We start from the raw sequence: 23,660 nt of genomic DNA, 5'->3' as shown, positions 1-23,660 counted from the left end.
TGTCCATTCAGAGGTTGCTTGTTTCCGGGGTGCGGCCGAGGCTGAGGCGCTCGGCGATGAGGATGACGGTGAGCGAGAAGGCCATGATCAGCGTCACGTAGACGAGGCTGATGGCGGCCTGGTCGGGGTCGGCCGATACCGCGCCCTCGACGATGGCGATCGGCAGCGGCCTGTTGTTGACGTTGTAAAGAAAGGCCGAGAGCGGATATTCGGCCATCAGCGTGTTGAACTTCATGCCGGCGACCAGGATGGCGGTCGGCGCCACGAGCGGCAGGACGACCCGGCGGAAGCGATAGGGGCCGGAGGCGCCCATTGCGCGGGCCGCTTCTTCAAAGGCCGGATCGATGCCGATAAAGGCCGAACGCATGAAGCGGACCATGAGCGGCAGGCTGAAGATCACGTAGCCGATCGGCAAAAGCCAATAGCTGCCAAGCAGGACAGCATTGCCGACAAGCGGATTGGGCGCGTCGAAAGCAACAATCAGCCCCACCGCCAGCAGGATGGAGGGAATGATCCAGGGCAGGAAGAAGCTGATGCTGAGCGCCTGCGTCAGCCAGTTTCGCTTGCGCACCATGATCGGCACGGCAAAGAGCGTGATGGCGAGACCGACAACGACCGCGGCCGAGCCCATGAGCATCGAATTGAAGAACGGGACGAAAGCCGTGCCGCCGCCGAGCACGCGGGCATAGTTGGTCAGGGTGAGTGTGGAGGGCAGCATCTCAATGCCGATGCTTGAAGCGGGAGCGAAGGAGAACAGCACGATGAGCGCGACCGGCACCAGGTAGATTGCGGCCAGCAAATAGGCAAGCGCGTGCACCATAGTCCGCAGAAGCGGATTTCGGATTTGCCGCAGCTGGATGCGGGTCGTGGTTTTCGCGCCGGCGGTATAGGCGCCTTTGGCCTCGAAATACTGCGATAGCAGGATCAGCCCCATCAGAACCATGCCCATCAGCAGCGCCAGAAGCGCTGCCATGTCGGGCCTGCGCAGACTGTTCAGCGTCAGGACCATCTGGCTCAGCATGTGGAAGTCCCGCCCGCCCAAGACCTGGGGCGCTGCGAAAGAGCCGACGACCGTGTGGAGCGTCAGCAGGGTGACGGCAAGCAAGGTCGGCATGATGACCGGCAGGACGACGCGCCGCAGGATCGTCAGTTCCGATGCACCCATGCTGCGCGCCGCCTCGATAGTCGAATAGTCGACGCGGCGCATGGCGGCGCGCAAAAACAGGAAGTGGAAGCTGGTCATCAGGAAGGTGTGGGCAAAGAGGACGCCGAACCAGCCAATGAACCAGTCGCGCGGTATCGATGGGAAAAGCGCCGTCAGCGCCGCGGTGATGGCGCTGCCCGGGCCATAGGTGAAGTTGTAGCCGGCGGCCGCAACGACGCCGCCAAAGACCAGTGGCGTGGAAAAGGCAACTTTTAGAAAGCCACTCCCGCGGACGCGGAAATATTCGAGCACAGCCACCTGAAACATCCCGACGATCGTGACGGTGACGATCGTGGCCGCCGTCATCCACGCGGTGTTCCAGAGCGCGGCGCGGACGCGGCGAGAGCTCACCAGTTCCGCAACGGCATCGACGATTTCCAGCCCGCCATGCCTGAACAGCGCGGCGTGCAGGGCAGCACTGATTGGAACGAGAAGGAAAGTCAGCACGGCCCAGGCAATGACGATCAAGCCGAACCAGTAGAGAAGGCGGTCGAAGCCAGCAGTGCGGGTCATGGTGTCGCCTCGGCGAATATATGCGCAGCACCGGGGCGGACAGCGAGCGAGACGGAGCTTCCGGGCTCCGGGAGTGGATCGCCGATCAGCATTGCCGAAAGGGCGTGGCCCTCGACATCGAGATCGATGCGGCTGTATGCCCCGAGGAATTCGACGTGGTTCACCCGCGCCGGAATACCTTCGGCGGCCCCGAGCACCACATCTTCAAGGCGCACGAAGCTGCGGCCCTTGATATCGCGGCCAAGCAGGCGAGCCGCCAATGGGGGAGCCAGCTCATTGGAGACGCCGATGAACTCGCAGATGAATGGCGTTGCCGGCTTGCGGTAGAGGGTGCGGCCGTCGCCGATCTGCTCGATCCTGCCGTGATTGAGCACCACAATGACGTCCGACATGGTCAGCGCGTCCTCCTGGTCATGCGTGACGAAGATGGCGGTAAAGCCGAGCTCCGTCTGCAGGCGCTTGATCTCCTGGCGCATCGAGGCGCGGACCTTGGCGTCGAGGTTCGACAAGGGCTCGTCGAAGAGCAGCACGCGCGATCCGGTCACCAGCGCGCGGGCGATTGCCACGCGCTGTTGCTGTCCGCCCGACATGTTTGCCGGCTTCTTGTCCAACTGATCGGTGATCCCGGCCATCGCGGCGACCTCGTGCACGCGCCTTTCGATCTCCGCCTGCGGTTTCTTTGCGACGCGGAGCGCAAAGGCGATGTTTTCGAACGCCGTCATCGTTGGAAACAGGGCGTAGTTCTGGAAGACGATACCGACATTGCGACGCTCAGGGGGAAGGGTGGTGATATCGCCCCCTTCAAGGACGATCCTTCCCCCCAAGGCCGGGAGTAACCCGGCAACGGTGCGCAGCACCGTGGATTTGCCGCTCCCCGACGGGCCGAGCAGCGAGACAAAAGCGCCGTCGGCAACGTCGAGGTTCAGATCATGGACGATGGTCATGCCAGGGAAACCGACGTCGAGATTTTTGAGAGACAAAACGTTGTCGGCCATGGCAGACTTCCAATCCATTTCGGGAATTGCCGCCGACTAGCGGATTTCAAGCTCGATCTTCTGCAGCCATCCGTCGAGCTTGGGGGCGATTGCATCCCAGTCGATCGGTTGCGCCTTCACGAGCCTGGCATTCTCCTGCACGGCGGGCGGCGACTTGGCCAAGGCTTCCGGCAAGACGGGCACCTGGCCGAACTTGGCGGCATAAGCGGCCATCACGTCGGCCGATCCCCACCAATTGACGAAGGCTTTGGCCTCATCGAGTTGGTCGGTCGCGGCCATGATTGCCACGCCTTCGGAAAGGATCGGCGTACCGCCTTCAGTGTCGATCACCTTGACCTTTGCGCCAAGGTCTTTGGCCAGCTTGAAGCTGCCGCCGAGCCAATTCAGATCAAGCGAGGCGCGACCGGATTTGAACGCCTCGGTATAGGAATCCGCGTCGTTGGCGATGATCGCATGCGCGTAGAGCTTGCTGAGGAACTCCCAGCCTTCATCCGACACCTCACCGTTGGCGTCGAGGAAGCGGACGAGGATACCGGCAAGATACATGCGCGGCGTTTGCCAGGCAGTGGCACCGAGCACGTATTTGCCTTGGTATTCGTCTTTGGTCAGATCCAGCCAGCTCTTCGGCGCCTCTGCATCCGGCAACCGATCCGGGTAATAGGCGAGCACGATCGGTGTCTGCCAGAACTTGTGGACCATGCCCTCCGCGTCTTTGTACCGCGCCGGCAGGTCCGTCGCCCAGGACGGCGAATAGGGTTGGAAGAGGCCTTCCTTCTTCAGCAGGGCCATCGATGTGTCCACCATGCCAAGAACGACGTCTGCCTGGGGATTGTTCTTCTCTGCCAGCAGGCGATCGAAGAGCTCGCCGCCACCTGCATTCAAGAGCTTAATGTCGTGGCCGGCGGCCTTGGCCTGTTCGGCGATCCAGACCGCGCGTTCGCCGCCTTGCGGACTGTAGATGGTCAGGGCGCCGGCGAATGCCGGAAAGGCCGAGGCCAGCGCAATTGCCGCGGATGCAAGAGCAAGTGACAGTTTCATGAGTTTCTCCCAGGTTTGAGGACACGCCCCTCTTACGTGGGTTCCGTGTCACTTTAATTACATTGCGCAAGTTAATTTTCTTTGCAACCGCTTTCTTCAGAAACCTTGGATCATTTTCCAGGTTTGCGCACGCCGGCACTGCCGGCGCTTTCCCTCAACAAACGACGGCTGTTCGAGTTGTATTCAACAACAGGGGAGGGGTGGCATGTCGACCTGACAGAGCTGCCCGGCCGAACAGGCGAACAGGCTGGTGATCGCGGGTGCCGGCTCAGGTCAACCGCGACGACCATTGCAGCTGTAGGCCAGTCGTTTTTTGGGAGCCGACGTCACCTTTTCCAAAACGGAGATCATGCTCGGCAGAAAAAAACCCCGCAGGTTGTGACTGCGAGGTTCAGAATCAAATCAGATCAGAAATCACGCTGCAAGCGAACGAAGCCGGTTACGAAATCATCGGTACCTGCGCCGAGATCGCGACTGGTGTACTGAACCGAAACGCGCGATGCCAAGCCCTCGGTGATTTTATAATCCACCGCCAGACCACCTCGCCACTGATCAGCATCGTTGACGAAGCCGAGGTCACCCCAATACTGAATACCAGGGGTAATCGCCAGTTTCTCGGTTGCGTTATAGCGATAGGACGCGGCAAGGGTCCACTCGGAGGCCGCAAAATACGTGTTCGGGTCAGATGTCCACACACCAGCCATCTGGAAGACGCCCGGACCGACTTCGGCGGAAAGCAGGGCACGGATAGCCCCTTCTTCGACTTCGGTGTCGTAACCGCCAAGCAGGTCGATCGAAACGCCGCCGACGGTTACTGATACGATGCCCTGAATACCGATGCCGTTGGCCTTCGTTGTCGTGCCCTCGAGCTCATTGAGAGCGACGCCTGCCTGGATCGAGCCGCCATCGTAAAGGTATGCGATGGAGTTGAACTCGGTAATGTTAGCGAGCGAGTCAGTTTCGCCATTTATACCCTTGTCCCACCAGCTATAGAAGAAGCCCGCCTTGAGGCCGCCGAGCTGGATATAGGCCTCGTCGACGTTGATCAGGCTATCGCCGACGTCGCTATCATTGTCAGCGTTGAACTCGCCGGCGAAGAAACCCGTGAGGGTGCCAAGCTCCGTATCACTCTTTGAACTGAAGGCGAGATAGGCGCGCGAGAAGGCGTCCCAATCGGAGGTCCCTTGGGCCCCCCAGCCCTGGCGCTTATTGACTTCGTCGGGGCCATACGAGACCTGGAAACGAACATAGCCGCTGATCTTCAGGCAAGTCTCGGTTCCAGGGATGTAGAAGTATCCGGTGCCGAAGGCATCGCACACACGGACATACTCAACAGGCTCCGGTTCGGCAGCGACGATTGCGTCAGCCGCCTGTGCGCCAGACACAGCCGTGAAGGCCGCGGCGGAGGCGAAAAGCAAACTTTTGATGTTCATTTGAAGGATGTCTCTCTTCTAGTGGTGATCAAGGGCCGGCCAAGGATTCAAGATCCGACCGCGCCCCGTCGCGCTGCAACGAAACAGGCCATCGATGCCGATGGGCAGCGCGCGAGAGGTATCATTCAACAATAATGTTGAAACCAAATTTGCCGCATTTTGGACACAGAGGGCTAACGATCATGTATATGTCGTTGCTCAATCGCCGCTTAAATTGAGTCGTATTTTGTATATCTGGACAACATTTTTCATATATACATTACAGATGTCCGAAATGTCTTTATACATATTACGACATTATTTGATCTTTGTTTTATTACGCTTGACTCTTCTTGAAAGAGGCAATACGACGAGATTGCCCGAGAGAAGGCGGGCCCTCCGGTGCAGCGTCGCCAGCAAACCGAACAGGCTGGCGACGCAATCCCCGCGCTACGCCTTCTATACCGGCGGCGACGCGATTTTCGCTTTGCCAATCTTTCGCTGATCAAGCCCTGTAGAATGCTGCCGAGCGCACCGCGGCCAGTGGGCGCGATCAACGGGTACTGCCACTTTGCGCCTCAATGCCAAAGGCGCATCCAGCTTCTCTCTTGTCGTGGCGACCCTGCCGGGGGGATGATTACATCACCGCTCTAAGGGCGACGTTTGTTGTTTATCAACCGAGTTCATTGGAGTCAGTCAGCTCCGCCTCGCCGTCGTCGCGTGCAAAGCGCAGGGCGGACGAGGGGCTTTGGCCGTAGGCATTCTTGTAAAGAGCTGAGAAACGACCCGGGTTCGAAAACTGAAAGGCGATAGCCAAATTGGTTATGCTCGCCGTTTGACCGGCCTTTATCGCGCAATGCGCTGCGGCCAGCCTGTAGTTGCAGAGAGTTCCGATGGGAGAGCGTCCGCGATAGGTGCGGAACATTCTCTGCAGCGCTCGCGGGCTACATCCTGCAGCGCTGGCGAGGTCGTCAATGGTAATTGGGTTAGACAAGTTCTCCCGCATGAAAGCCTCGGCCTTGATGAGTTGCCTTGGCGCCGCCGTCAGAGTTCCTCGAGCAAATGCATCGGCAAGATTATGGGGCATTTTTGCAAACAGCTTGGCCAGCGCCAATTGTTGGTAGGCCTTCGCCAGGACCGGTCTTTCCTCTGCAGAGGCAGCATTCAGGTCCCTGCCCGCTTGCCGGAGCGTCTGGTAGAGGCCGTCCGCGTCGGCGTCGAAAAACCCGGTAAGCGGCAACGCAAACTTCTGTAGATAGGGTTTACCGGTCATATCCTCAAAGTGCCGCCGCAGCGTGGATCCGGGAATGTGAAACGCCAACCAGGAACTGCCAGCTTCAATAGCCATTTGTCTAGCTGAAACCTGGCAGACGCTTGCAACGTGCCCCGCGGGGATAGATAGGATTTTGCGGGCTTGCCGACCCCCGATCTCAATCGCACCTGCCAGCACGAAGAAGATACTGATGCGCGCCGTGTGGCGTCTGACCAGCGCATCGAGACGGACTGAGTGCTCCGCGCTGGTTATCGAGGTTGTGTGAAGATCTTGCCTGCTGAACTTAAGCGAACACTCGTCGGCCGGGTCGAAGGGAACCGACCACCTCCAATTCGGTTCAGAAGCTTCGAGATTGCGCAGGATTGCGCCCCGCGACGATGCTTCAAAACTATGCGCACATCCTTCAACGGTATTCCCGAGCGCTTTCATCCCGCTCACCTGCCCTGCTTCGAAACGTTCCCGATGGGAAGGAAACCGCCCTTGTGCCCTTGTTGCGTAGGGACGCATGTGTCGCCTTTCATTAGGGATCCTCTACGACTGACCTTGCGCGGGGAGGAAGCTCGTCCAGGACGCAGACTGAGTTTGGCAGTGGGCCCTGCGGGTGTCCGCCATGCCGGGAAAGACGTCGGCTTGGGGAATTGTACTTCTCTGCCAGGAGTCTAGACCTTGGCGCCAACCCGCGTTCAGCAACATCGTCCGCTGCTTGCCCTGGCCGGCAATCCAGGCCGCGCGTTCGCCGCCTTGACTGCAGATCATCGCGTCTGCCCGAGCCGAAAAGCCGCGGCAGCAGTGCGCGCAAGAACATGCGGCCGTTTCATCGAAACCCTCCCGATTTTGAGAATGCCTCTTACGTGGGCTCTGTGTCACTTTAATTACATTGCGCAAGTTAAGTTTATTTGCAATAGCTTCTAAACGATTTGCCAGGAACCGTGACATGCCTGCACTACCGGAACTATCCCTGAACGAACGACGGCTCGTCGAACTGATATTCAAGAACAGGGGAGTGGCCCGTGTCGACCTGGCGCAGCTGTCCGGCATGACGGGCCCCTCCGTGACGCGCCTGATCGGGGGCCTGCTGGATTTCGGCCTGGTTTCGGAGGAGCCGGATCGAAGTGGGGCTCAGGGTCAACCGCGACGGCTATTACAGCTGCAGGCCAGTCGCTTTTTCGCAGCCGGCGTCACGTTCTCGGTGGCGCGGATGGAGGTCGTCATCATCGATCTTGGCGGCTCGATCGTGGCCACAAGGACCGTTGGGGTGACGACCGGCAGCCCGGAAGAAGTGGCGGAGGCAGCTCAAGCTGCCGTCAATGACATGCTCGCTCAACTGTCCATCCGGAAAACCGACCTCGTCGGCATTGGCGTTTCCTTGCCTGGAAATTTCGGGACGGCCTCGAGCCTGTTGAAGGCGCACCCTTTCTTTCCCGCCTTCGAAGACGGCCGTGCAATCGAAGTGTTTCGAGATGCCTTCGACATTACCTGCCATGTCGAAAACGACGGGACGGCCGCTGCCCTCGGGGAATACGTGTTCGCAAATGAGAGTCCCATTGATGACCCTCTGTTCTTCATTCACATCGGGCATGGGGTCGGCGGCGGCGCCGTCATCGACGGCAGGCCGTATAGCGGTGCGAACGGCAATGCCTGCCTGCCGGGTGTCCTCTACCCCTACGATCAGCCGCGGCCCTCCGGACAGGACCTGATTGAAACGCTGGACGCGGCCGGCTTTCAGGTTCGGGACTTCGACGACATGAGCGCATTGCCAGCGGCAGCAGATGCCATCGTCAGCCAGTGGGTCGCTCGCGCGGGCGAGCAGCTTCGCCAGGCTGTGCGCGTTGCGACGGCGTTTTTCGACCCGGCTCGCATTGTCATTGGCGGGCGCTTGCCCAGCGATCTCAACAAACGTCTTGTCGAGACAATCCTCTCGGAGCCGGTCGAAGGACCATCGCGAGGTCTGCCGATCGCTCCGGTTTTCGCCTCGCATCTTGGCGTCCAGGCTGGTGCGGTTGGCGCAGGCTGCGTCCCGTTTTTCGCGGCTCTTTTCACGGGTGCTGTCGCCAATAGCGGAAGCGCCCGCCTTAACGGTAGACGGCCCGTTTCTCGGGCCACATAGTTCGGTGCAGACATAAACCCGGCGGGGAGGAAGCGGTTGAGGCAGGACGTCGCCAAGGCCTGCTTCTTGTGACGCCGAGCGCGAACCACGCCCAACTGTCGCACGGCGTGGCCAGCCACGCACAACCGCCGCAGTCGACCTCCACAAAATTGCAAGGTCGATGGGAAGCGGGATCGGCTTCACGGTCTACGCGTCGCCACGCGTCCGATCCGGTCGACCGCGACCTCGAGACCGGCCGCTTCGATCCAGGACACGAACTTGTCCCGCCCGAGCTTGTCGGTATCGGACGAGGCAAGACGGATCAGTCGGCTGTCGCTGTCACGACCGATGGCGCCAAGTTCGCCAAGCCGGCCAAGCAGCCGGGTGGAGTCGATGGAATGGTTGCTCACTCTGCACCTCGCGATGTGACCTCATCAGGCGAACGCCCGACGATTTCCTGATATTTGCAGGGATCAGTCGCACCCTCCGTGTTGACCAGGAAGATGCGGGACTCCTCATTGATGGAAAGAGCCGATCTCATTTCAGGATCGGCGACAGCCTTTAGGAGCCCGGCAAGCCCGACACCACCACTTTCTCCGGCAACGACAGCCGGATCGCCGCCGACCGGATTGGCAAGTCGCCGCATCACCGCCATCGCATCGTCCTCGTCGACGGTCATGAAGGCATCGGCAACGCGTGACAGGATGCGCCAGGCGACAAGCGATGGCTGGTAACATTCGAGCATGGCCATAACGGTCGGTTCGCCATGCGGCACGGCGACGGGATGGCCGGCCCGCGCGGTCTCGAACAGGCAGGCGGCGCGGGCAGGGTCGACTACGGTGAAGACCGGCCGCCGATCACCGAATGCGATGGCCAGATGGCCGGCAACTGCGGCGGCGATACCGCCAACGCCGGACTGGATGAACACATGGGTCGGCGGCGCCGGCATCTGCCTTAGCGCCTCGCGCACCAGCGCCGTGTAGCCTTGCATCACCAGTCCGGGAATGCGCTCGTAACCCGGCCAGGACGTGTCGGACACGATGGTCCAGTCGCGGGCGCGCGCCACACGGGCCGCCTCCTTGACGGAGTCGTCATAGCTCCCGGCGACGCGGATCATCTCGGCGCCAAAGCGTGCGATCGCCGCGACGCGCTCGTCGCTGACGCCGGCGTGGACAAAGATCGCCGCCCGCGCGCCGACGAGACTGGCGCCCTGGGCGACGGAGCGACCATGATTGCCGTCGGTCGCGCAGGCGAAGGTCATTGTCTCGGCGACCCTGCGGACGTCAGGCGAACGCAACTCGGCCATGTCGACCGGCCGCCTGAGCCGTCTTTGCGCTTCCTCGAGAACAAGGCGGACGACGGCGTAAGCGCCGCCCAGCGCCTTGAAGCTGCCGAGTCCCAATCGCTTGCCCTCATCTTTCAAATGTATTGCAGCAATACCTGTTTGGGCGGCGAGCGCGGGCAACGAAATCAGCGGTGTCTCGGCATGATGGTCGCGGAAGCGCAAGTGAAGTTCAACGCCCTCGGCCGCAGTGAGCCCGAGCATATCGGCATCGTCAGGTTCGAGTGGCGACCGATAGTCGGGATTGCTGTTGAGAATTAACATGAACGGCCTCGCTTGTTGTCTGGATGAAAACATATTGCAAACTTCGCAAAAATGGCGCCGATATTTGACCTCTGTTTTGCAAGTTTGTTTCGTGGGGTCGTCCGTGCCGCCCTCCAAACCGCCCCAACTCGACGTTTTCGACCGCAAGATCCTGGAGATCCTGCAGCGTGACAACACGACGCCGCAAAGGACGATCGGCGCGGCTGTCAGTCTCTCGGCACCTGCGGTGCAGCGGCGCATCAAGCGCATGACGGAGGATGGCGTCATCCGCGCCAACGTCGCCGTTGTCGATCCCGCCGCCGTCGGCCAGGCAATCACCATCTTCGTCGAGGTCGAAGTGATCAGCGAGACGGCGGAACAGATCGAGCAGGCCAAACGCGAATTTGCCGCCGCCCCCGAAATTCAGCAATGCTATTATGTGACCGGCGAAGCCGACTTCGTCCTCGTCGTCGTCGTGCCGTCGATGGCCGACTACGAAGCACCCGCCGCCTGTTCTTCGGCAACAACAATGTCAAACGCTTCCGCACCTTCGTCGCCATGGACCGGATCAAGGTGGGGCTCGGCGTACCGACCTAACGCCGTGCTGGGCGTCTTGCTGCGAGGCAATGGCCTGGTTCCGGTGTCCGGTGCGTGCTGAGCGAAGCAGTCAGGTCGCGACGTTCAATTCGCCCGAACTATCGATTTTACACGTCGCCCGGGCCGGACGATCGGCTAAGCCATCCCTCATGGCGAAGGTCATAAATTCGGCGCGAAGGATATGAATGTCACGCATTATTGCCATGCGCACTATCGTTTTGATTGATTGGCCGCTTTTTGAGCATGATCCGCCTGCAACAAAAGGGGATTGCAATGAACCTTCCAAATCTTCAAAAAGCTGGCATTCGGGACCGCTCTTGCGGCAGCCGCCGGATCGGCTGTTCCCCTCTGGAGGTTAATTTTGGCCGCGGTCTTCCGCTGGCCCCTTTTTTTCACGCGAAATCGAGGCTCGAGCGTCGGCGCGCTATGGGTGATCCAACCAACGACAAGAAATCGACGCGGGAAGCCGCGATCGCAGCAGCGGTGGCCGGCGTGCATCCGGCGATCAGCCTGCACTTAATGCGTCCGGGCAGGCGCCCGGTCAGATGAAAAGCCAACCTTCTAGGCTTCGCCCTTCAATGCATGGTGGGCTCCCACAGGGGCATCTGGTTCACAGCCTGTTTGACGACCTTGCGGAGCTGGCGCCAGTCGGAAGGGTTTCGTTCGTTCATCCGTTCCTGAATGGCAGTCCACCTGACGCGGCGTTGTATTGAGGTAGAGCATGTCCGATGTCTGACGATGTTAGACACGCGACATAACAGTTTCGACCAGCCGCGCGTATTTCCACCAGTGTCTTCTTTGGCACGATTAATGCTGGGGTCTCCAGAATCCCCGTGTTAATTAGGCCGGCTCAAAGTGATAGCTCAATCTTCTCCATTGATCATTGTGAGGCCGATCAGAGGTTCGTCGATGACAATGCTGGGCCAAGCTGCTGCTTGGGCGGGAAGTCCATTCCAACTTTCCCATCGATTCAACCTCGTCGGTTCCTGGGTGTCCGGAGACTCGTCAAGTCATCAGGTTCGGACGCGGCGATTGCGTAACAAGGCAGTTGCGGGCTCCTCAGGACCTGAACGCTGCTGCACGGCCTTTTGAGCAGTGCAGATCCAAGGACGCGGTGACTAATAAAACTGAAGGGGGCAAATGGCCATGTTGAAGATCGGGGCTTTAACGCTCGCGCTGTTCGTTGAGGCGGGAGCGGCGGGCGCGCAGGGGCTGCCGAACGGTCCGGCCCCTGGGGATTCGCCGCTGGCGCTCGCCGACTTCGAGCGGGCGCTCACGATCAACGACCGCTATCGCCGGCTCTCTGTCGATCTGCCCGAAGTGCCTTTTTGGCTTAGCGAGGACACCTTCGCCTACCGACGGAGCAGTCACGGCGAGCACGAGTTCTTGCTGGTCAATGCCGCCACGGGCGAGAAGCGACCGGCCTTCGATCAGGTCCGCCTCGCGGCGGCGCTGAACAAGGAGACCCACCAGAGTTTTAATCCTGAAAACCTTCCATTCGACCGCTTCGAACTGACCGACAATGGTGACAGGCTTAACTTCCGCAGCGGGAATAGGCTGTGGAGTTGCGGCCTAACGAGCGATGCCTGCACGGCCGCCGAAATTAAGCCGGACGACCCGCGTTATCAGAAGGAAAGCCACGACTACACGCCGCCCGTGACGAATGATTCCCGCAAGTGGAGCGTGTCGCCGGACGGAAAATGGAGCGCCTATATCAAGAACTACAATGTCTTCCTGCGCAACAAGGACGGCTCGCAGGATGTCCCGCTGAGCTGGGACGGTTCGGAAGGCAACTACTATGCCTTCTCCACGCTCCGCTGGTCTCCCGACTCTCGCCACCTTGCGGCCTACCGCATCCGGCCCGGCTACAAGCGGGAGGTGCACTACCTCGAATCGGCGCCAACGGACCAGCTTCAACCTAAATTTCCTTCCATCGCCTATCTCAAGGCGGGTGACGTGCTTCCACTTTCCCAGCCGGTGCTGTTCGACATTGCCGGCCGGCGCGAGATCGCGATTGACAACGCCCTGTTTTCGAACCCGTTCCAGATATCGCCCATCAAGTGGTGGAAGGACGCGCGCGGCTTCACCTTCGAATACAACCAGCGCGGCCATCAGCTCTATCGTCTGGTGGAGGTGGATGCCGCCACCGGCCGCACGCGCGCGCTGATCGATGAGGCTAGTAGGACCTTCGTCGATTACATATCGCTCACTAGGGACCAGAAGTGGACCGGGAAAACCTACCGTTATGATGTCGATGACGGCAAGGAGATCATCTGGGCGTCGGAACGCGACGGGCACGAGCATCTGTATCTGTTCAATGGCCGGAGCGGTGCGCTCGAAAACCAAATCACCCATGGTGATTGGGTGGTGCGGGCGGTCGACTACGTCGATCCGATCCAGCGTCAGATCTGGTTCGAGGCAAGCGGTATGAACCCGGAGGAGGATCCGTATTTCGTCCACGCCTACCGCATCGGCTTCGACGGAACGGGGCTGACCGAGCTCACGCCCGAGCCGGCCAACCACCAGATCGTGTTTTCGCCCGGCGGCCGCTACTATGTCGATTTGTGGTCTCGCGTCGATCTGCCGCCGCGCATGGTGCTCTACCGTGCCAAAGACAACGTCAAGCGGATGGATGTCGAGAGCGCCGAAATTTCCGAGCTCACCGCCGCGGGCTGGCGACCGCCGCTCAGCTTTCCTGCCAAGGGACGGGACGGCAAGACCGATATCTGGGGCATCATTCATCTGCCAGCCAACTTCGATCCGAAGAAGAGATACCCGGTGGTGGAGCACATCTATGCCGGGCCGCAGGGCTCGTTCGTCCCGAAATCATTCTCGACCGAGACCGAGCTGCTCACGCAATTAGGTTTCATTGTCGCGCAGATCGACGGCATGGGCACTAACAACCGCTCGCGCGCCTTTCATGATGTCGCCTGGAAAAACCTGAAGGACGCGGGCTTCCCCGATCGCATTCTCTGGCACAAGGCGGCAGCCGCTCAGTTTCCCTGGTACGACATCTCCAATGTCGGCATTTTCGGCGGGTCCGCCGGTGGCCAGAATGCGGTGGGCGCGCTGCTCTTCCACCCCGAATTCTACAAGGTTGCGGTTGCCAACAGCGGTTGCTACGACAACCGCATGGACAAGATCTGGTGGAACGAGCAATGGATGGGTTGGCCGGTCGGCATCGAATATTCGCAATCCTCCGACATAGACAATGCCTATCGGCTGCAGGGCAAGCTGATGCTCATCGTCGGCGAAATGGACCACAATGTCGATCCGTCCTCCACCTTCCAGCTTGCCGATCGGCTCATCAAGGCGGGAAAAGACTTCGAAATGGTCTATGTGCCCGGTGCGGATCATGGTGCACCCGGCAAGTTCACCAACCGCAAACTCCTGGACTTCCTCGTTCGCAACATTCTCGGACAAAACCCGCCCAACTGGAACGCTATCCCGGTCGAGCTGCCGAAGGATAAATCGAGCGGGTGACGAGCCTGGGGGCCTCTTCGTCGCTTGGCAGATGCGCCGCTGACGTAATGTGTCATGGTGCTGACCCGACATGGCGAGAAAGGCGCAAGCTCAACCTTGTCCTGGAAGGGCCGAATTCGAGGCCAGGTATACTCGATCGCAGACCACCCCCGGCCGCGACCTTGGCGGGTGCTCAAGCGAAACCGCCTGCACCAACCCCGCCGCGCAGGCAATGGCATGGAATTGAAGCCGGCCGTGACAGAATGCAATGAGGGACCGGTCGGTATCGACGGCCGGGTGAGGCAAGTATCTCTCTGCACTTATCGTGCGGACGACAAGTGAAGACGAATAGTTCATGCTCGGGAATGTCCGCATAGATTTTGTGTAGTCCGTGTATTCCGCGGTGTCGCGGAATTTGGCCCGGAGAACAGAGTCGAAATCTCCTGATTTCAGGTGGCACTTTGAATCTCCGGGGTTTCCCGGACTCGATGCATGCGGCGGTCAATGTCGGTGCTGTCTCTTTGCGGCTTGATTAATAGCCATTTCCGTCACTTGAAAATCCAGCTTTCTCTTATCGAGAATGGAGGATGCGAATCCGCGTCATTGCTGGCGATCATAGCTTGCGCAGAAAATCCCAGCCTTGGTTGGAGACCTCCGTGGAAGGCGCACGAGGATTGCAGGCAGGTGCCGAACACGTGCGCCGATGCCGTATTTGCCTTTCGGTTCGTCCCTGCCGCCCGCGTTAATTACATTGCGCAAGTTAATTTTCTTTGCAATAACTTTTCCGAACCCGGGGATCGATTCGCTAGGACTGCCTTCATCATGCCAGCACTGCCGGACCTTTCCCTCAACGAACGACGACTCGTCGAACTAATATTCAAGAACAGGGGAGTGGCGCGAGTCGACCTCGCGCAGTTGTCCGGGATGACAGGTGCCTCCGTGACGCGCCTCATCGGGGGGTTGCTGGATCTTGGCCTGCTTTCGGATGAGCCCGATCGAAGCGGCGCGCAAGGTCAACCCCGCCGGCTATTGCGACTGCAGGCCAATCGCTTCTTCGCAGCCGGCGTCACCTTCTCGATCGCGCGCATGGAAGTGGTCATCATCGACCTTGGCGGGTCGATCCTGGCAACGAGAACCGTGGAAGTAACGACTGGCAAGCCGGAGGAAGTGGCGGAAGCGGCTGAGGCTGCCGTAAATGAAATGCTCGCTGCGTTGTCCATCGTGAAAAGCGACCTCGTTGGCCTTGGCGTTTCCGTCCCGGGAAATTTCGGCACCGCCTCAAACCTCTTGAAGGCGCACCCTTTCTTTCCTGCCTTTGAAGAGGGCAGGGCCATTGAAGCGTTCCGTGGTGCCTTTGAGATTGCCTGCCATGTCGAGAACGACGGCACGGCAGCGGCCCTCGGCGAATACGTGTTTGCAAATAAAAACGCCGGCGATGATCCGCTGTTCTTCATTCACATCGGGCATGGGGTTGGCGGCGGAGCTGTGATCTACGGGAAGCCATATCGGGGTGCCAATGGCAATGCCTGCTTGCCGGGCGTACTGTACCCCTACGATCAGCCGCGTCCCTCTGGGCAGGACCTTCTCGCGACGCTGAAGGCCGCTGGCTTTTATCTTCGAGACGTCGAGCACATGAATGCAATGCCGGCGGCGGCTGGTTCCCTCGTAAGCGAATGGGTCAGCCGGGCTGGCGCGCAGCTTCGGCAAGCTGTGCGCTTAGCAACGGCGTTTTTCGATCCGGCACGCATTGTCGTCGGCGGTCGTTTGCCTAGCGGTATTAACAAACGGCTCGTCGAAACGATCCTCTCGGAGCCGATCGAAGGACCATCTCGCGGCTTGCTGATCGCTCCCGTTTCCGCCTCACAGCTTGGCGTCCAAGCCGGCGCGGTTGGTGCCGGCTGCGTTCCGTTCTTCAGGGCTTTTTTCACGGGGGCTGTCGCCAGTAGTGGAAGCCCCCACCTTAATGGACGGCGGCCAATTGCTCGGTCTCCAATCGCATAGCGGCGCCGGTAGTGTTTCGGCACTATCGGTCCGCGACTGTGGCATGAGTGTACGGTCGCGATCCGACGATTGATGCAGCTTCGGCCAGCCGCATGGTTGCGACCTAGTGTGAACGCTGTGGCAGTCGCGGCGGAATCTGAGCCCCTTGCCTCAACAGGAAGGAGAAAAGTCAGTGGACGAAGACTTTCGCTCTCTCATCGACATGGCGGAAGCCGCGCACGATGAACGGATGATCAAGAAGGCGGTCAAAAGCTTCGCTCGAGCATGCGGATTCGAGCGTTTTGCATATTTGCAAACCGAAGGTGCCGAAGTCCGGACCTTCAATTCCTATCCTGAGCCATGGCAGGATGTTTACCTCACCAGTCACTACGCTTGCATCGACCCCGTCGTCACGGAGGCCAAGCGCCGTATGGACGTATTTTCCTGGACGGCGGATGACTGGCCGGATCGCGGATCTTCCGACCTCAGGCGTTTTCGCGACCAGGCGGTCGAACACGGCATTTATAGCGGGGTGACAATTCCGGCCGAGGGTAGTTTCGGCTCGAAGATGATGCTGACCCTGGCGTCATCGGAGCGGAAGGCTGATGTTTCGAAACTGCGGGACGGTCGGAAGGCGCTGCAGGCGGTCATGACCATTCATTACCGCCTGAAGATCATCGGCGCCACAACGCTCGTCGCGCCAAGGCGGATGCTTTCCCCGAGGGAGGCCATGTGCCTCATGTGGGCGATAAAGGGGAGGAGCGCGCCGGACACCGCGATGCTGACGGGCATCAAAGAGAGAACGGTGCAGCACTATCTGGACAGCGCGCGGCGAAAGTTCGACGCCAAGACCGTTCCGCAACTTGTCGCGATTGCCAAGGACCGCGGACTGATCTGAGTGTCAGTCCTCATCCTCCGCGGCAACATCATGGACATACCGCAGCGTTCTTCCTGCTGGGCTTGCGACTTTTTCTGCCGGGCGAGATGTTCGTCCTGCAGGCTCTGAAGAACTGCGCTCGAGACGGAGGGATCGAGCGCAGGCGCGAAGCCATTCTTCGTGGACAGCTTCATCGGCAATGAGAAGACGTCAGTGTCCAGGGTTGCGGAAACCGCCAAGCCTCCAGTTCTTTCTTGAGTGAGCTGTAACGAGATCCTCCTCTGTCGTTTTCTCGGCCTTCCCGGATGCGTTACACTCGCCCATCCGTTTGGTCTCAGCTTTGATGTCGTCGCCGACTCACAAGAACTAACGTCCGCAATATATCGTTTGTGCCTTGACGGCACTGTCTAAATCATCAGCCCCCTTCAACTTAAAGTACGCGCGGCGAGACGGCCACTAATGCGCGGGGAAAGGAATCGAAATTATCGTTTCTGGAACGATTCTTTCTATTTCGGTCCACTCACGTCATGAGTTTCAAGGAGGTCATGGCGATCAATCTGGGGCGGATACGTCGTGCCAAACACCTCGCGCAGGAAGAATTGGCAGACGTCTCGGGCCTGAGCGCACACGCTACATCGCAGCATTGAGCGCGCCGACGTTTCAGCAAGCGTCACCGTTCTTGGCCAAATCGTCGAGGCTTTGGTGTTGAGCCAGCCACGGCTCGTGACGAAATCCGACTGACTTGCGCGAGCCGAGCAGATCTCATTTTCAGTCGCTGGACATTCCCGGCTGTAGCGCGGGCACCGTTATTTGCCGTCGATCCTTGATAGGTCTACCCGCATCTCGGCCGAACCAATATTGCCGGCGTCCGGAGTTTCAGCGGTGGCATCTTCTGGATGGCTGTCGCCGCCGTCTTCGTCCGCGCCCGAGGGCGACACATCTCCTGTCGTGACGTTCCCCCCCGGATAGGGAGCCTGAAACACGTTCGTGCCCTCGAATTCGCCGGACTTCCAGGCGTAGACGGCATCCTCGAAGATCTGCGGGAAAACCTCGTCGTTCTTTGGATTGCCATACCATTTAGCGACAATCCTGATGACCTTGGCGAACATCGCCGTGCCCTTGCGCAGGTTCTGGCATGCGTCGACCAAGTCCGGTTTCAGCTCGGCCAGGTCCTTGATGCCCACGCCGGCTGGCAACTGCGTCAGACCGACACGGACGACAGCGTTTCCGGCATATTGCCGCATGATCGCTAGCGCTTCCTCGGCAGACTTGGCCTTCGGTGCGAGGATCAACCGGCCACCCGATCGGACGGTCACGGCGAGAGGATCGGACGAGCCCGCCGCTGTCACGAACTGCTCGACGATCGCGGGCTTGAGAGAAGGGTCGGCACAGTCTTTGATCAGGGCGGCGTCGAGCATGGGGGTTTCCTCGGGCATCAGGTGTTGAACGAAAGAACAAGCGGCTTTGCGAAAAGCCTCGCCCAGGCCGCGGTACTGGCGCGCTGGATGGCGACGATGGATGTACCTTTGGTCCACCAGCCGTTGCCGACAGCAACGATCAAATCCGGCTCGCCTCGCATCGATTGCAAGACCGGCCAGATGATCAGTTGTTCGTAGCAGATAAGCACCGCCGCCCGGCCGGAGCCGAGAGCCACAACGGGATTTGCAAAGATATGCGCTCTCGCACCGGCGTTGCCGCCGAAAAGCGGTCGCCAGGGCTGCCACATAGAACCAGGGACCGGCATGCGCTCCCGGTAGAGGATCCGACTGTGCTCTGCGGAGATTGCAACGACCACGTTGTCGTATCCGTCAGCGTCGACAATTGCAGCACCTGCGATGACCGTAATGTCCCGTCCTACCAGCGCGCGGACCCAAAGCCGTTCGACCGTCGGCGTCCAGAAGCCCAAAGCACTTTCGGGAAGGACAATGGTTCGAGCACCGTCCAACGCTTGTTCGCTTACCGTTGCAATCAAATTACGGTGGCGCTGCATGCTGATGTCCCGCCCAAGCGAGGCACCCAATTCGAGATCGACGCCCCGCCATGCTTCCGGTAGCTTCGGATCGGTCCAGGACGCGGCGGCCCAGAGCCAGAAGCCTGCAAGGCCTATGGCGACAGCTGGCCGAAGGCGGGAAGCGAAGCCCGCCAGGCCGCCTGTCGTGGCAGCCAGTCCCCACCATCCCCATCCCGGAAACAGCACGCCGGCAGCTGTGACGGGATGCGCCCAGCCCGTAATGCCGAAGGGGGGAACTGCCATCAGGAGGCCCGCCAAAACGTAATGGGCGGGCCGGCGGCTGACGTCCTTCGTCCATAACAGCGCATGCACCGCGACAAAACCCGCGGAGGCGGCCACCCACAGCAGCAGGCCGGGCCAAATATCCGACGCATAGAAAGTTGCCACGCCTTGCGGCAGGCCGCGCGACGCCGACAAGAAATATGCGGCGGAAACGAGCGTTGCCGCCGACCTCGATTTCGACAGCGACCAGAGGATGGGAAAGCCGATCGCCACCGGCAACAGCAGCACATGGCCGCTCCATGCGACCGTGCCGGCGCCGGCCGAGGCGATGACGAGCAGCGTTGGTTGAATCCAGTTACGGCGCATAGGTCAACACCTCACGCGCCAGACCGAGAACGCCTGATGTCGGCACAGGCCCGAAATAACGGGAGTCGAACGATCCTGCGAAGGACGAATGGAGAAAGACCTGTCCACGCGACACCACACCTCCGGAAAACGGTTCAAGGGACCGTCCTCTTCCGTCCTTGCTCGCCAGAGCGGAAGCAGGAACCACGCGCCCGTCGACCGTCACGGCCTCGGCAATATCGACGCGCTGGCCGGCAACGGCGACAATCGACTTGATGAGTGGCGCAACGCGGCCTGGGCAAAGACCGGGGCGGAGATAACCTCGCGCTTTCGCCTCCCACATGTCGGCTCTATCCGGCGGGCAGACGAACACCAGATCGCCGATATCGGGCGGGCGATCGAGCGGGGCAATCTTCCAGAGGCCAAGCGGCTCGCTCGGCGTCAGGTTGATTCGATAGCCGCCAAGGAAGCCGGCGAAAGCGACTGATGCAAGTGCAGCCGCGGAGACCGATAAGGTGACTGCAGCTTGCCAGGGGCGCGTCAGTGTTTGCTTGTCTGTTCGAGTCATAGCGGTCATTTGAGCGAGAGCGCCTGGCTCTTCATCTGCCGCAGCGTTTCCGCCCGCTTCAACGCCTCGGTGGTGCGCTCGTGTGCGGAAAGTTGCTGCACCGTCCGCATTGAATTCCAGGCGGATTGCATTTGCGCCTTCTGCCCGGCCGACATGCCTGAGGTCACCGACTGAAAGGTCTGGCCGTTCGTGTCCTTGGCGGCAAGCGGCAGGAAGGTGCGTTGGCCGAAACGTTCCGATACGGCTCTCGCAAAGCCTTCGAGTTCCGCTTTCACCATTTTGTCGGAAAGCGCGTATTCGAGGCCTGCCGGAAGATCGTTGCGATCGATGGCGTCACGAACCCGTTCAAGCGTCTGCTTTGCCGCCTGCGACAGAGCCGGGATATCGAGGGAGACCTTGAGTCGAAGGGCGCGCTCCTCGGCGTCATATTTGCGTTCGGCGTCCGTCCGCTGACGCAGATATCGCTCCACGTTGCGTGCCAGCGCAGCTGAATTGGTGACGGCCCGTTCTCGGCTCTGCTTGTCGGCGCGGCTCGCGAGGATCCCGCTTTTGCCTTTCAGCGCACCGAAGCTTTCCGGTTCGGAGCCGAGCCTCGCAATGGTGGACTTCGCGGTCGCTTCGTCCTTCAGCATCGCATCGACATTGACGGCCTTGAACGCGTCTTCAGGCTGAGCGTAGACGAGATGGAAGCGCAACGAGACCTCCTCCCATTGCTTCTTCAAGCCGGGGTCGGCAGCTAGCCGGTCTTCGACAGCCTGTTCCAGCGATCTTGGGAACGTGGTGATGCCCGATACCATCGGTTTCGTCTCCTTGATGGTGTGCGATTGGGGGGGCCTGACGGCCGCGGCGGAGAGACCTAACTTGCCGGCGATTGCCGCCAGACGTGCGCCAAGCTCGGCGAGCTTCGACTTCTGGCGAACGGTCCATTCGAGCCGTTCGCGAACGAGCGTGCGCGCGACGTTGACGAGGTGGAGGCCACGTGCCTCGGCGAAGCGAAGGGCTTGGCCGTAGAAGCGGCCGTTCGCATAATCGAGCGTTGTTTCCTTGGCTTGTCTGCGCGACAGGATCGCGATAAGGCCGCCTGCTTTCGCGAAGGATCGGCGGCCGTAATAGAGGCCAAGATCTTCGCGATGACGGGTCATGGCAACGTAGGTGAGATGGCGATCGAGCGACAAGGAGGCCAGAACCTTCACACGGTCGACGGTGGCACCCTGGCTCTTGTGGATCGTGGTGGCATAGCCGAGATCGACATTGGCGTAAAAGCGTTGCTCGACCGTGACCTGGCGGCGGTGTTCGCCTTCTCCGACTTCCGCAACGATACGTCCGGGCGCTGCACTAACGACCTTCGCCAGCATGCCGTTTTTGACACCGAGCGAACCGTCGTTCTTCAGGAACACGATCTGGTCGCCAGCGGCAAATCTGCGATTGCCGTCCTCGGTCCTGAAAGTAAATCCCTCGGCGACGATACCGCGCTCGACGAGCCTTGCGCGTGCCATCTCGTTGAGCATGCGGACGTCGCGACGCAGATGCGCAAGGATCAGCGATGTCTTGGCGGGATCGTAGTCGCGGTTCCAGTCGGCGATCAGCGTTTGCACCGCTTCTTCCTTGAGATCGGCGCCGGTGACGTTGCCCTGCGCGCGATAGGCTTCGACTGCTTTGCTTATTTTGCCGCGAGCCAGATCGAGGGAAGCGTCGCGCATCCACTGTTCGCGCTGGCGATAGATGGTTTCGAGTTCGGCGTAGCCGATGCGATCGGCGATGGCCCGGAAAGCAGCACCGGCTTCGATCGGCTGGAGCTGTTCCGGATCTCCCACAAGCACGAGTTTGGCGCCGGCCTTGGTCGTGGCTTCGACAAACAGCGCCATCTGCCGCGACGACACCATGCCCGCTTCGTCCAGGACGAACACCGTCTTGTCGTCGAGCCGATTGCGGCCGTCGTTCCAGCGCAGTTCCCAGGATGACAGCGTGCGCGAGACGATGCCAGCTTCCTTCTCCAGGCCTTCGGCAGCCTTGCCGGCAAGCGCGCCGCCGACAACGCGGTATCCCGCGGCTTCCCACGCTTCGCGCGCCGCCTTCATCATCGTCGTCTTGCCGGCGCCGGCACGCCCGATCACCGCAGCGATGCACGCGCCGCCGGTCACATGTGCGATCGCCGTCTTCTGCTCGTCCGACAGGCGCAAGTGGCGGGCAAACGTCGCTTTCCGCACGGCGTCGGCAAGGCCGTGGGAGGTCCGGTGAGACAGCCAGATTGCCCGGTTGGCCATCTCCGCTTCGAGCCGGATGAGGTCCCGCGTCGTGTATTTGGCCGGCAGCCGGGCGCCGCTCGAAAACTCGATCCGCTCACGCTCGAGGCGGAGCGTTTCCGGGCTCTGCAGGATCCTTGCGATCAGGCTTTGGAAGAGGCCGGCATCGTCGACATAGCGGTGAAGGATCCTGGCGACGTCCCGTTTGTCGAAGACGCTCTTCTCGCGCGTGATCAGGTCGAGCACGAGCTCGGGACGGCGCTGGATGCGGCGGGCGTTCTCGGCGCGACGCTCTTCCTGCAATTCCAGCCGTTCGAGCGAAACTTGCCCGTCGGTCTCCGCCGACTTGCGCTCGATCGCCTTGGCGCCAACACCAAGGTGAATGGTCGGGGTGAGCTCGATCCCCTGCTTTTCGAAGGATCGCCCGTCGACACGGATGTCGAGCCCGGCGCGCGCCAGATGCCGGTTCTGGCAGGCAAACCAGCCGTCGCGAAACGTATTGAAGTCGTTGAGGCTTCCCGCCCAAAGCTCGTAGACGATCTTGCCTGCGTCATTGCGGATCAGCTTGCCGTCCGGCCCTGTGACCGCGACCTTCTTGGCGCCGAAACCATCTTCGGTCAGTGGCCGAAGCGTCGTCATCAGATGAACATGAGGATTGCCCGGCGCGTTGTGATAGACCCAGTCGGCCACCATCCCTTTCGAGGTGATGTGCCGCTCGATGAAATCCCGCACCAGTTCGATGTTCTGTCCGGTCGAGAGTTCCATCGGCAGGGCAATGGTCACGTCCTTGGCAAGCTGGGCATCTGATCGTTTCTCGAAAACTTCGACACTGTTCCAGAACGCTTCCGACGCGCCCGAAACGGAGCGATCGGCGATCATCGTCCGCAGCCATGGCGGCGCATCGGCAGGGATGACGAACTCCTCGTGCAACAAGCCCTGCTTCCGCGTGTAATCGATCGTGCGGGCCTCCCGCTCGTAGTCCATTCTGGCGCAATGCCGGTAGGCCGCCGACAGCACAGCGCTGCGACCGGAGCCGCGGGCGACGATGCTGACGGAGAAATGAGGGACGGCCACGGCGGAGTTCTCTCCCGATTGCGAGCAAAATCAACGTGTTCGGCAGCGAGACCGGCCCCGCCAGGCGCTCTCAAAAAGAACGTCGCGACAGCGACGTATAATTGCGCCCTTCGGATGCCGCTCTTGTCGAGCGGCCGGGATCATTCATGAAAGCATCGCCCCTGGCGATTGGATG

15 protein-coding genes and 3 pseudogenes are annotated in these 23,660 nt (G+C 60.5%); 7 read left to right on the top strand and 11 right to left on the bottom strand.

Translation table 11 applies throughout. The features are described 5' to 3' along the window. Window positions 1-7: 7 nt before the first annotated feature. The 5 genes from RHIBR816_RS0131900 to RHIBR816_RS0131880 form a co-directional block, all read right to left on the bottom strand. Window positions 8-1,717: an iron ABC transporter permease gene (locus RHIBR816_RS0131900; protein WP_018240651.1), complete on the bottom strand. Its 1,710-nt coding sequence runs from the start codon at window positions 1,715-1,717 to the stop codon at window positions 8-10. Further along, window positions 1,714-2,712, bottom strand: a complete 999-nt coding sequence (locus tag RHIBR816_RS0131895; protein WP_018240650.1) for an ABC transporter ATP-binding protein — start codon at window positions 2,710-2,712, stop codon at window positions 1,714-1,716. Before RHIBR816_RS0131895 ends, RHIBR816_RS0131900 begins: the two co-directional genes overlap by 4 nt. A 36-nt stretch (window positions 2,713-2,748) precedes the next feature. Next, a complete protein-coding gene (locus RHIBR816_RS0131890; RefSeq protein WP_018240649.1) occupies window positions 2,749-3,750 on the bottom strand; it encodes an extracellular solute-binding protein in 1,002 nt (333 codons plus the stop codon). A 407-nt stretch (window positions 3,751-4,157) separates the two neighbouring features. Further along, window positions 4,158-5,183, bottom strand: a complete 1,026-nt coding sequence (locus tag RHIBR816_RS0131885) for a porin (RefSeq protein WP_018240648.1) — start codon at window positions 5,181-5,183, stop codon at window positions 4,158-4,160. Between the two features lie 652 nt (window positions 5,184-5,835). Continuing rightward, the gene (locus RHIBR816_RS0131880; RefSeq protein WP_026187670.1) at window positions 5,836-6,864 is read right to left on the bottom strand and encodes an AraC family transcriptional regulator; all 1,029 of its coding nucleotides are present in this window, start codon (window positions 6,862-6,864) and stop codon (window positions 5,836-5,838) included. 505 nt (window positions 6,865-7,369) lie between these two features. Here RHIBR816_RS0131880 and RHIBR816_RS0131870 point away from each other — a divergent pair. After that, a complete protein-coding gene (locus tag RHIBR816_RS0131870) occupies window positions 7,370-8,542 on the top strand; it encodes an ROK family transcriptional regulator (RefSeq protein ID WP_018240645.1) in 1,173 nt (390 codons plus the stop codon). Window positions 8,543-8,739: 197 nt separating this feature from the next. Here RHIBR816_RS0131870 and RHIBR816_RS0131865 read toward each other — a convergent pair. Continuing rightward, window positions 8,740-8,931: pseudogene (locus RHIBR816_RS0131865) on the bottom strand (Zn-dependent hydrolase); the annotation flags it as partial. After that, complete coding sequence (locus RHIBR816_RS0131860; RefSeq protein ID WP_018240643.1) at window positions 8,928-10,127, bottom strand: diaminopropionate ammonia-lyase; 1,200 nt, start codon at window positions 10,125-10,127, stop codon at window positions 8,928-8,930. The gene RHIBR816_RS0131860 and the pseudogene RHIBR816_RS0131865, both read right to left, overlap by 4 nt. Window positions 10,128-10,230: 103 nt before the next feature. On the opposite strand from RHIBR816_RS0131860, the pseudogene RHIBR816_RS34965 reads away from it, so the two are divergent. The 6 genes and pseudogenes from RHIBR816_RS34965 to RHIBR816_RS38750 all read left to right on the top strand — a co-directional run bounded on the left by RHIBR816_RS34965 (window position 10,231) and on the right by RHIBR816_RS38750 (window position 17,763). Further along, a pseudogene (locus RHIBR816_RS34965) lies at window positions 10,231-10,703 on the top strand (Lrp/AsnC family transcriptional regulator). Window positions 10,704-10,976: 273 nt separating this feature from the next. After that, entirely contained in the window at window positions 10,977-11,252 is a 276-nt protein-coding gene (locus tag RHIBR816_RS37810) for a hypothetical protein (RefSeq protein ID WP_157628288.1), read from the top strand. 597 nt (window positions 11,253-11,849) lie between these two features. Beyond that, the gene (locus tag RHIBR816_RS0131845) at window positions 11,850-14,186 is read left to right on the top strand and encodes a S9 family peptidase (protein WP_026187669.1); all 2,337 of its coding nucleotides are present in this window, start codon (window positions 11,850-11,852) and stop codon (window positions 14,184-14,186) included. Between the two features lie 483 nt (window positions 14,187-14,669). Beyond that, window positions 14,670-16,166: an ROK family protein gene (locus RHIBR816_RS0131840; protein WP_018240639.1), complete on the top strand. Its 1,497-nt coding sequence runs from the start codon at window positions 14,670-14,672 to the stop codon at window positions 16,164-16,166. Between the two features lie 172 nt (window positions 16,167-16,338). Next, complete coding sequence (locus tag RHIBR816_RS0131835) at window positions 16,339-17,043, top strand: autoinducer binding domain-containing protein (protein WP_018240638.1); 705 nt, start codon at window positions 16,339-16,341, stop codon at window positions 17,041-17,043. A 506-nt stretch (window positions 17,044-17,549) separates the two neighbouring features. After that, a pseudogene (locus RHIBR816_RS38750) lies at window positions 17,550-17,763 on the top strand (helix-turn-helix domain-containing protein). A gap of 65 nt (window positions 17,764-17,828) precedes the next feature. On the opposite strand, the gene RHIBR816_RS0131830 reads toward RHIBR816_RS38750, so the two are convergent. Genes RHIBR816_RS0131830 through traA form a run of 4 tightly spaced genes read right to left on the bottom strand, consistent with a single transcriptional unit; the run spans window position 17,829 to window position 23,485 of the window. Then, a complete protein-coding gene (locus RHIBR816_RS0131830) occupies window positions 17,829-18,440 on the bottom strand; it encodes a TraH family protein (protein ID WP_018240636.1) in 612 nt (203 codons plus the stop codon). Window positions 18,441-18,457: 17 nt separating this feature from the next. Continuing rightward, window positions 18,458-19,621: a conjugal transfer protein TraB gene (locus RHIBR816_RS0131825; RefSeq protein WP_018240635.1), complete on the bottom strand. Its 1,164-nt coding sequence runs from the start codon at window positions 19,619-19,621 to the stop codon at window positions 18,458-18,460. Then, window positions 19,611-20,177: a conjugative transfer signal peptidase TraF gene (gene traF / locus RHIBR816_RS0131820; RefSeq protein WP_026187667.1), complete on the bottom strand. Its 567-nt coding sequence runs from the start codon at window positions 20,175-20,177 to the stop codon at window positions 19,611-19,613. The genes RHIBR816_RS0131825 and traF overlap by 11 nt, the downstream gene beginning before the upstream one ends. Beyond that, window positions 20,174-23,485 carry a Ti-type conjugative transfer relaxase TraA gene (gene traA, locus RHIBR816_RS0131815; RefSeq protein ID WP_018240633.1) on the bottom strand — a complete coding sequence of 1,104 codons (3,312 nt, stop codon included), beginning with the start codon at window positions 23,483-23,485 and terminating at the stop codon, window positions 20,174-20,176. Before traA ends, traF begins: the two co-directional genes overlap by 4 nt. Window positions 23,486-23,660: the final 175 nt, after the last annotated feature.

Source organism: Ensifer sp. BR816 (assembly GCF_000378985.1).
GTDB lineage: Bacteria > Pseudomonadota > Alphaproteobacteria > Rhizobiales > Rhizobiaceae > Sinorhizobium.
Note: the sequence above shows the minus strand (reverse complement) of the source record. Positions and strands in the feature narration are given on the sequence as shown.

Bases quoted from the DNA above. Each gene is read 5' to 3' on its own strand.
- RHIBR816_RS0131900 (WP_018240651.1), bottom strand. From the start codon at position 1,717: ATGACCCGCACTGCTGGCTTCGACCGCCTTCTCTACTGGTTCGGCTTG.
- RHIBR816_RS0131895 (WP_018240650.1), bottom strand. From the start codon at position 2,712: ATGGCCGACAACGTTTTGTCTCTCAAAAATCTCGACGTCGGTTTCCCT.
- RHIBR816_RS0131890 (WP_018240649.1), bottom strand. From the start codon at position 3,750: ATGAAACTGTCACTTGCTCTTGCATCCGCGGCAATTGCGCTGGCCTCG.
- RHIBR816_RS0131885 (WP_018240648.1), bottom strand. From the start codon at position 5,183: ATGAACATCAAAAGTTTGCTTTTCGCCTCCGCCGCGGCCTTCACGGCT.
- RHIBR816_RS0131880 (WP_026187670.1), bottom strand. From the start codon at position 6,864: ATGAAAGCGCTCGGGAATACCGTTGAAGGATGTGCGCATAGTTTTGAA.
- RHIBR816_RS0131870 (WP_018240645.1), top strand. From the start codon at position 7,370: ATGCCTGCACTACCGGAACTATCCCTGAACGAACGACGGCTCGTCGAA.
- RHIBR816_RS0131860 (WP_018240643.1), bottom strand. From the start codon at position 10,127: ATGTTAATTCTCAACAGCAATCCCGACTATCGGTCGCCACTCGAACCT.
- RHIBR816_RS37810 (WP_157628288.1), top strand. From the start codon at position 10,977: ATGAACCTTCCAAATCTTCAAAAAGCTGGCATTCGGGACCGCTCTTGC.
- RHIBR816_RS0131845 (WP_026187669.1), top strand. From the start codon at position 11,850: ATGTTGAAGATCGGGGCTTTAACGCTCGCGCTGTTCGTTGAGGCGGGA.
- RHIBR816_RS0131840 (WP_018240639.1), top strand. From the start codon at position 14,670: ATGTCGGTGCTGTCTCTTTGCGGCTTGATTAATAGCCATTTCCGTCAC.
- RHIBR816_RS0131830 (WP_018240636.1), bottom strand. From the start codon at position 18,440: ATGCTCGACGCCGCCCTGATCAAAGACTGTGCCGACCCTTCTCTCAAG.
- RHIBR816_RS0131825 (WP_018240635.1), bottom strand. From the start codon at position 19,621: ATGCGCCGTAACTGGATTCAACCAACGCTGCTCGTCATCGCCTCGGCC.
- traF (WP_026187667.1), bottom strand. From the start codon at position 20,177: ATGACCGCTATGACTCGAACAGACAAGCAAACACTGACGCGCCCCTGG.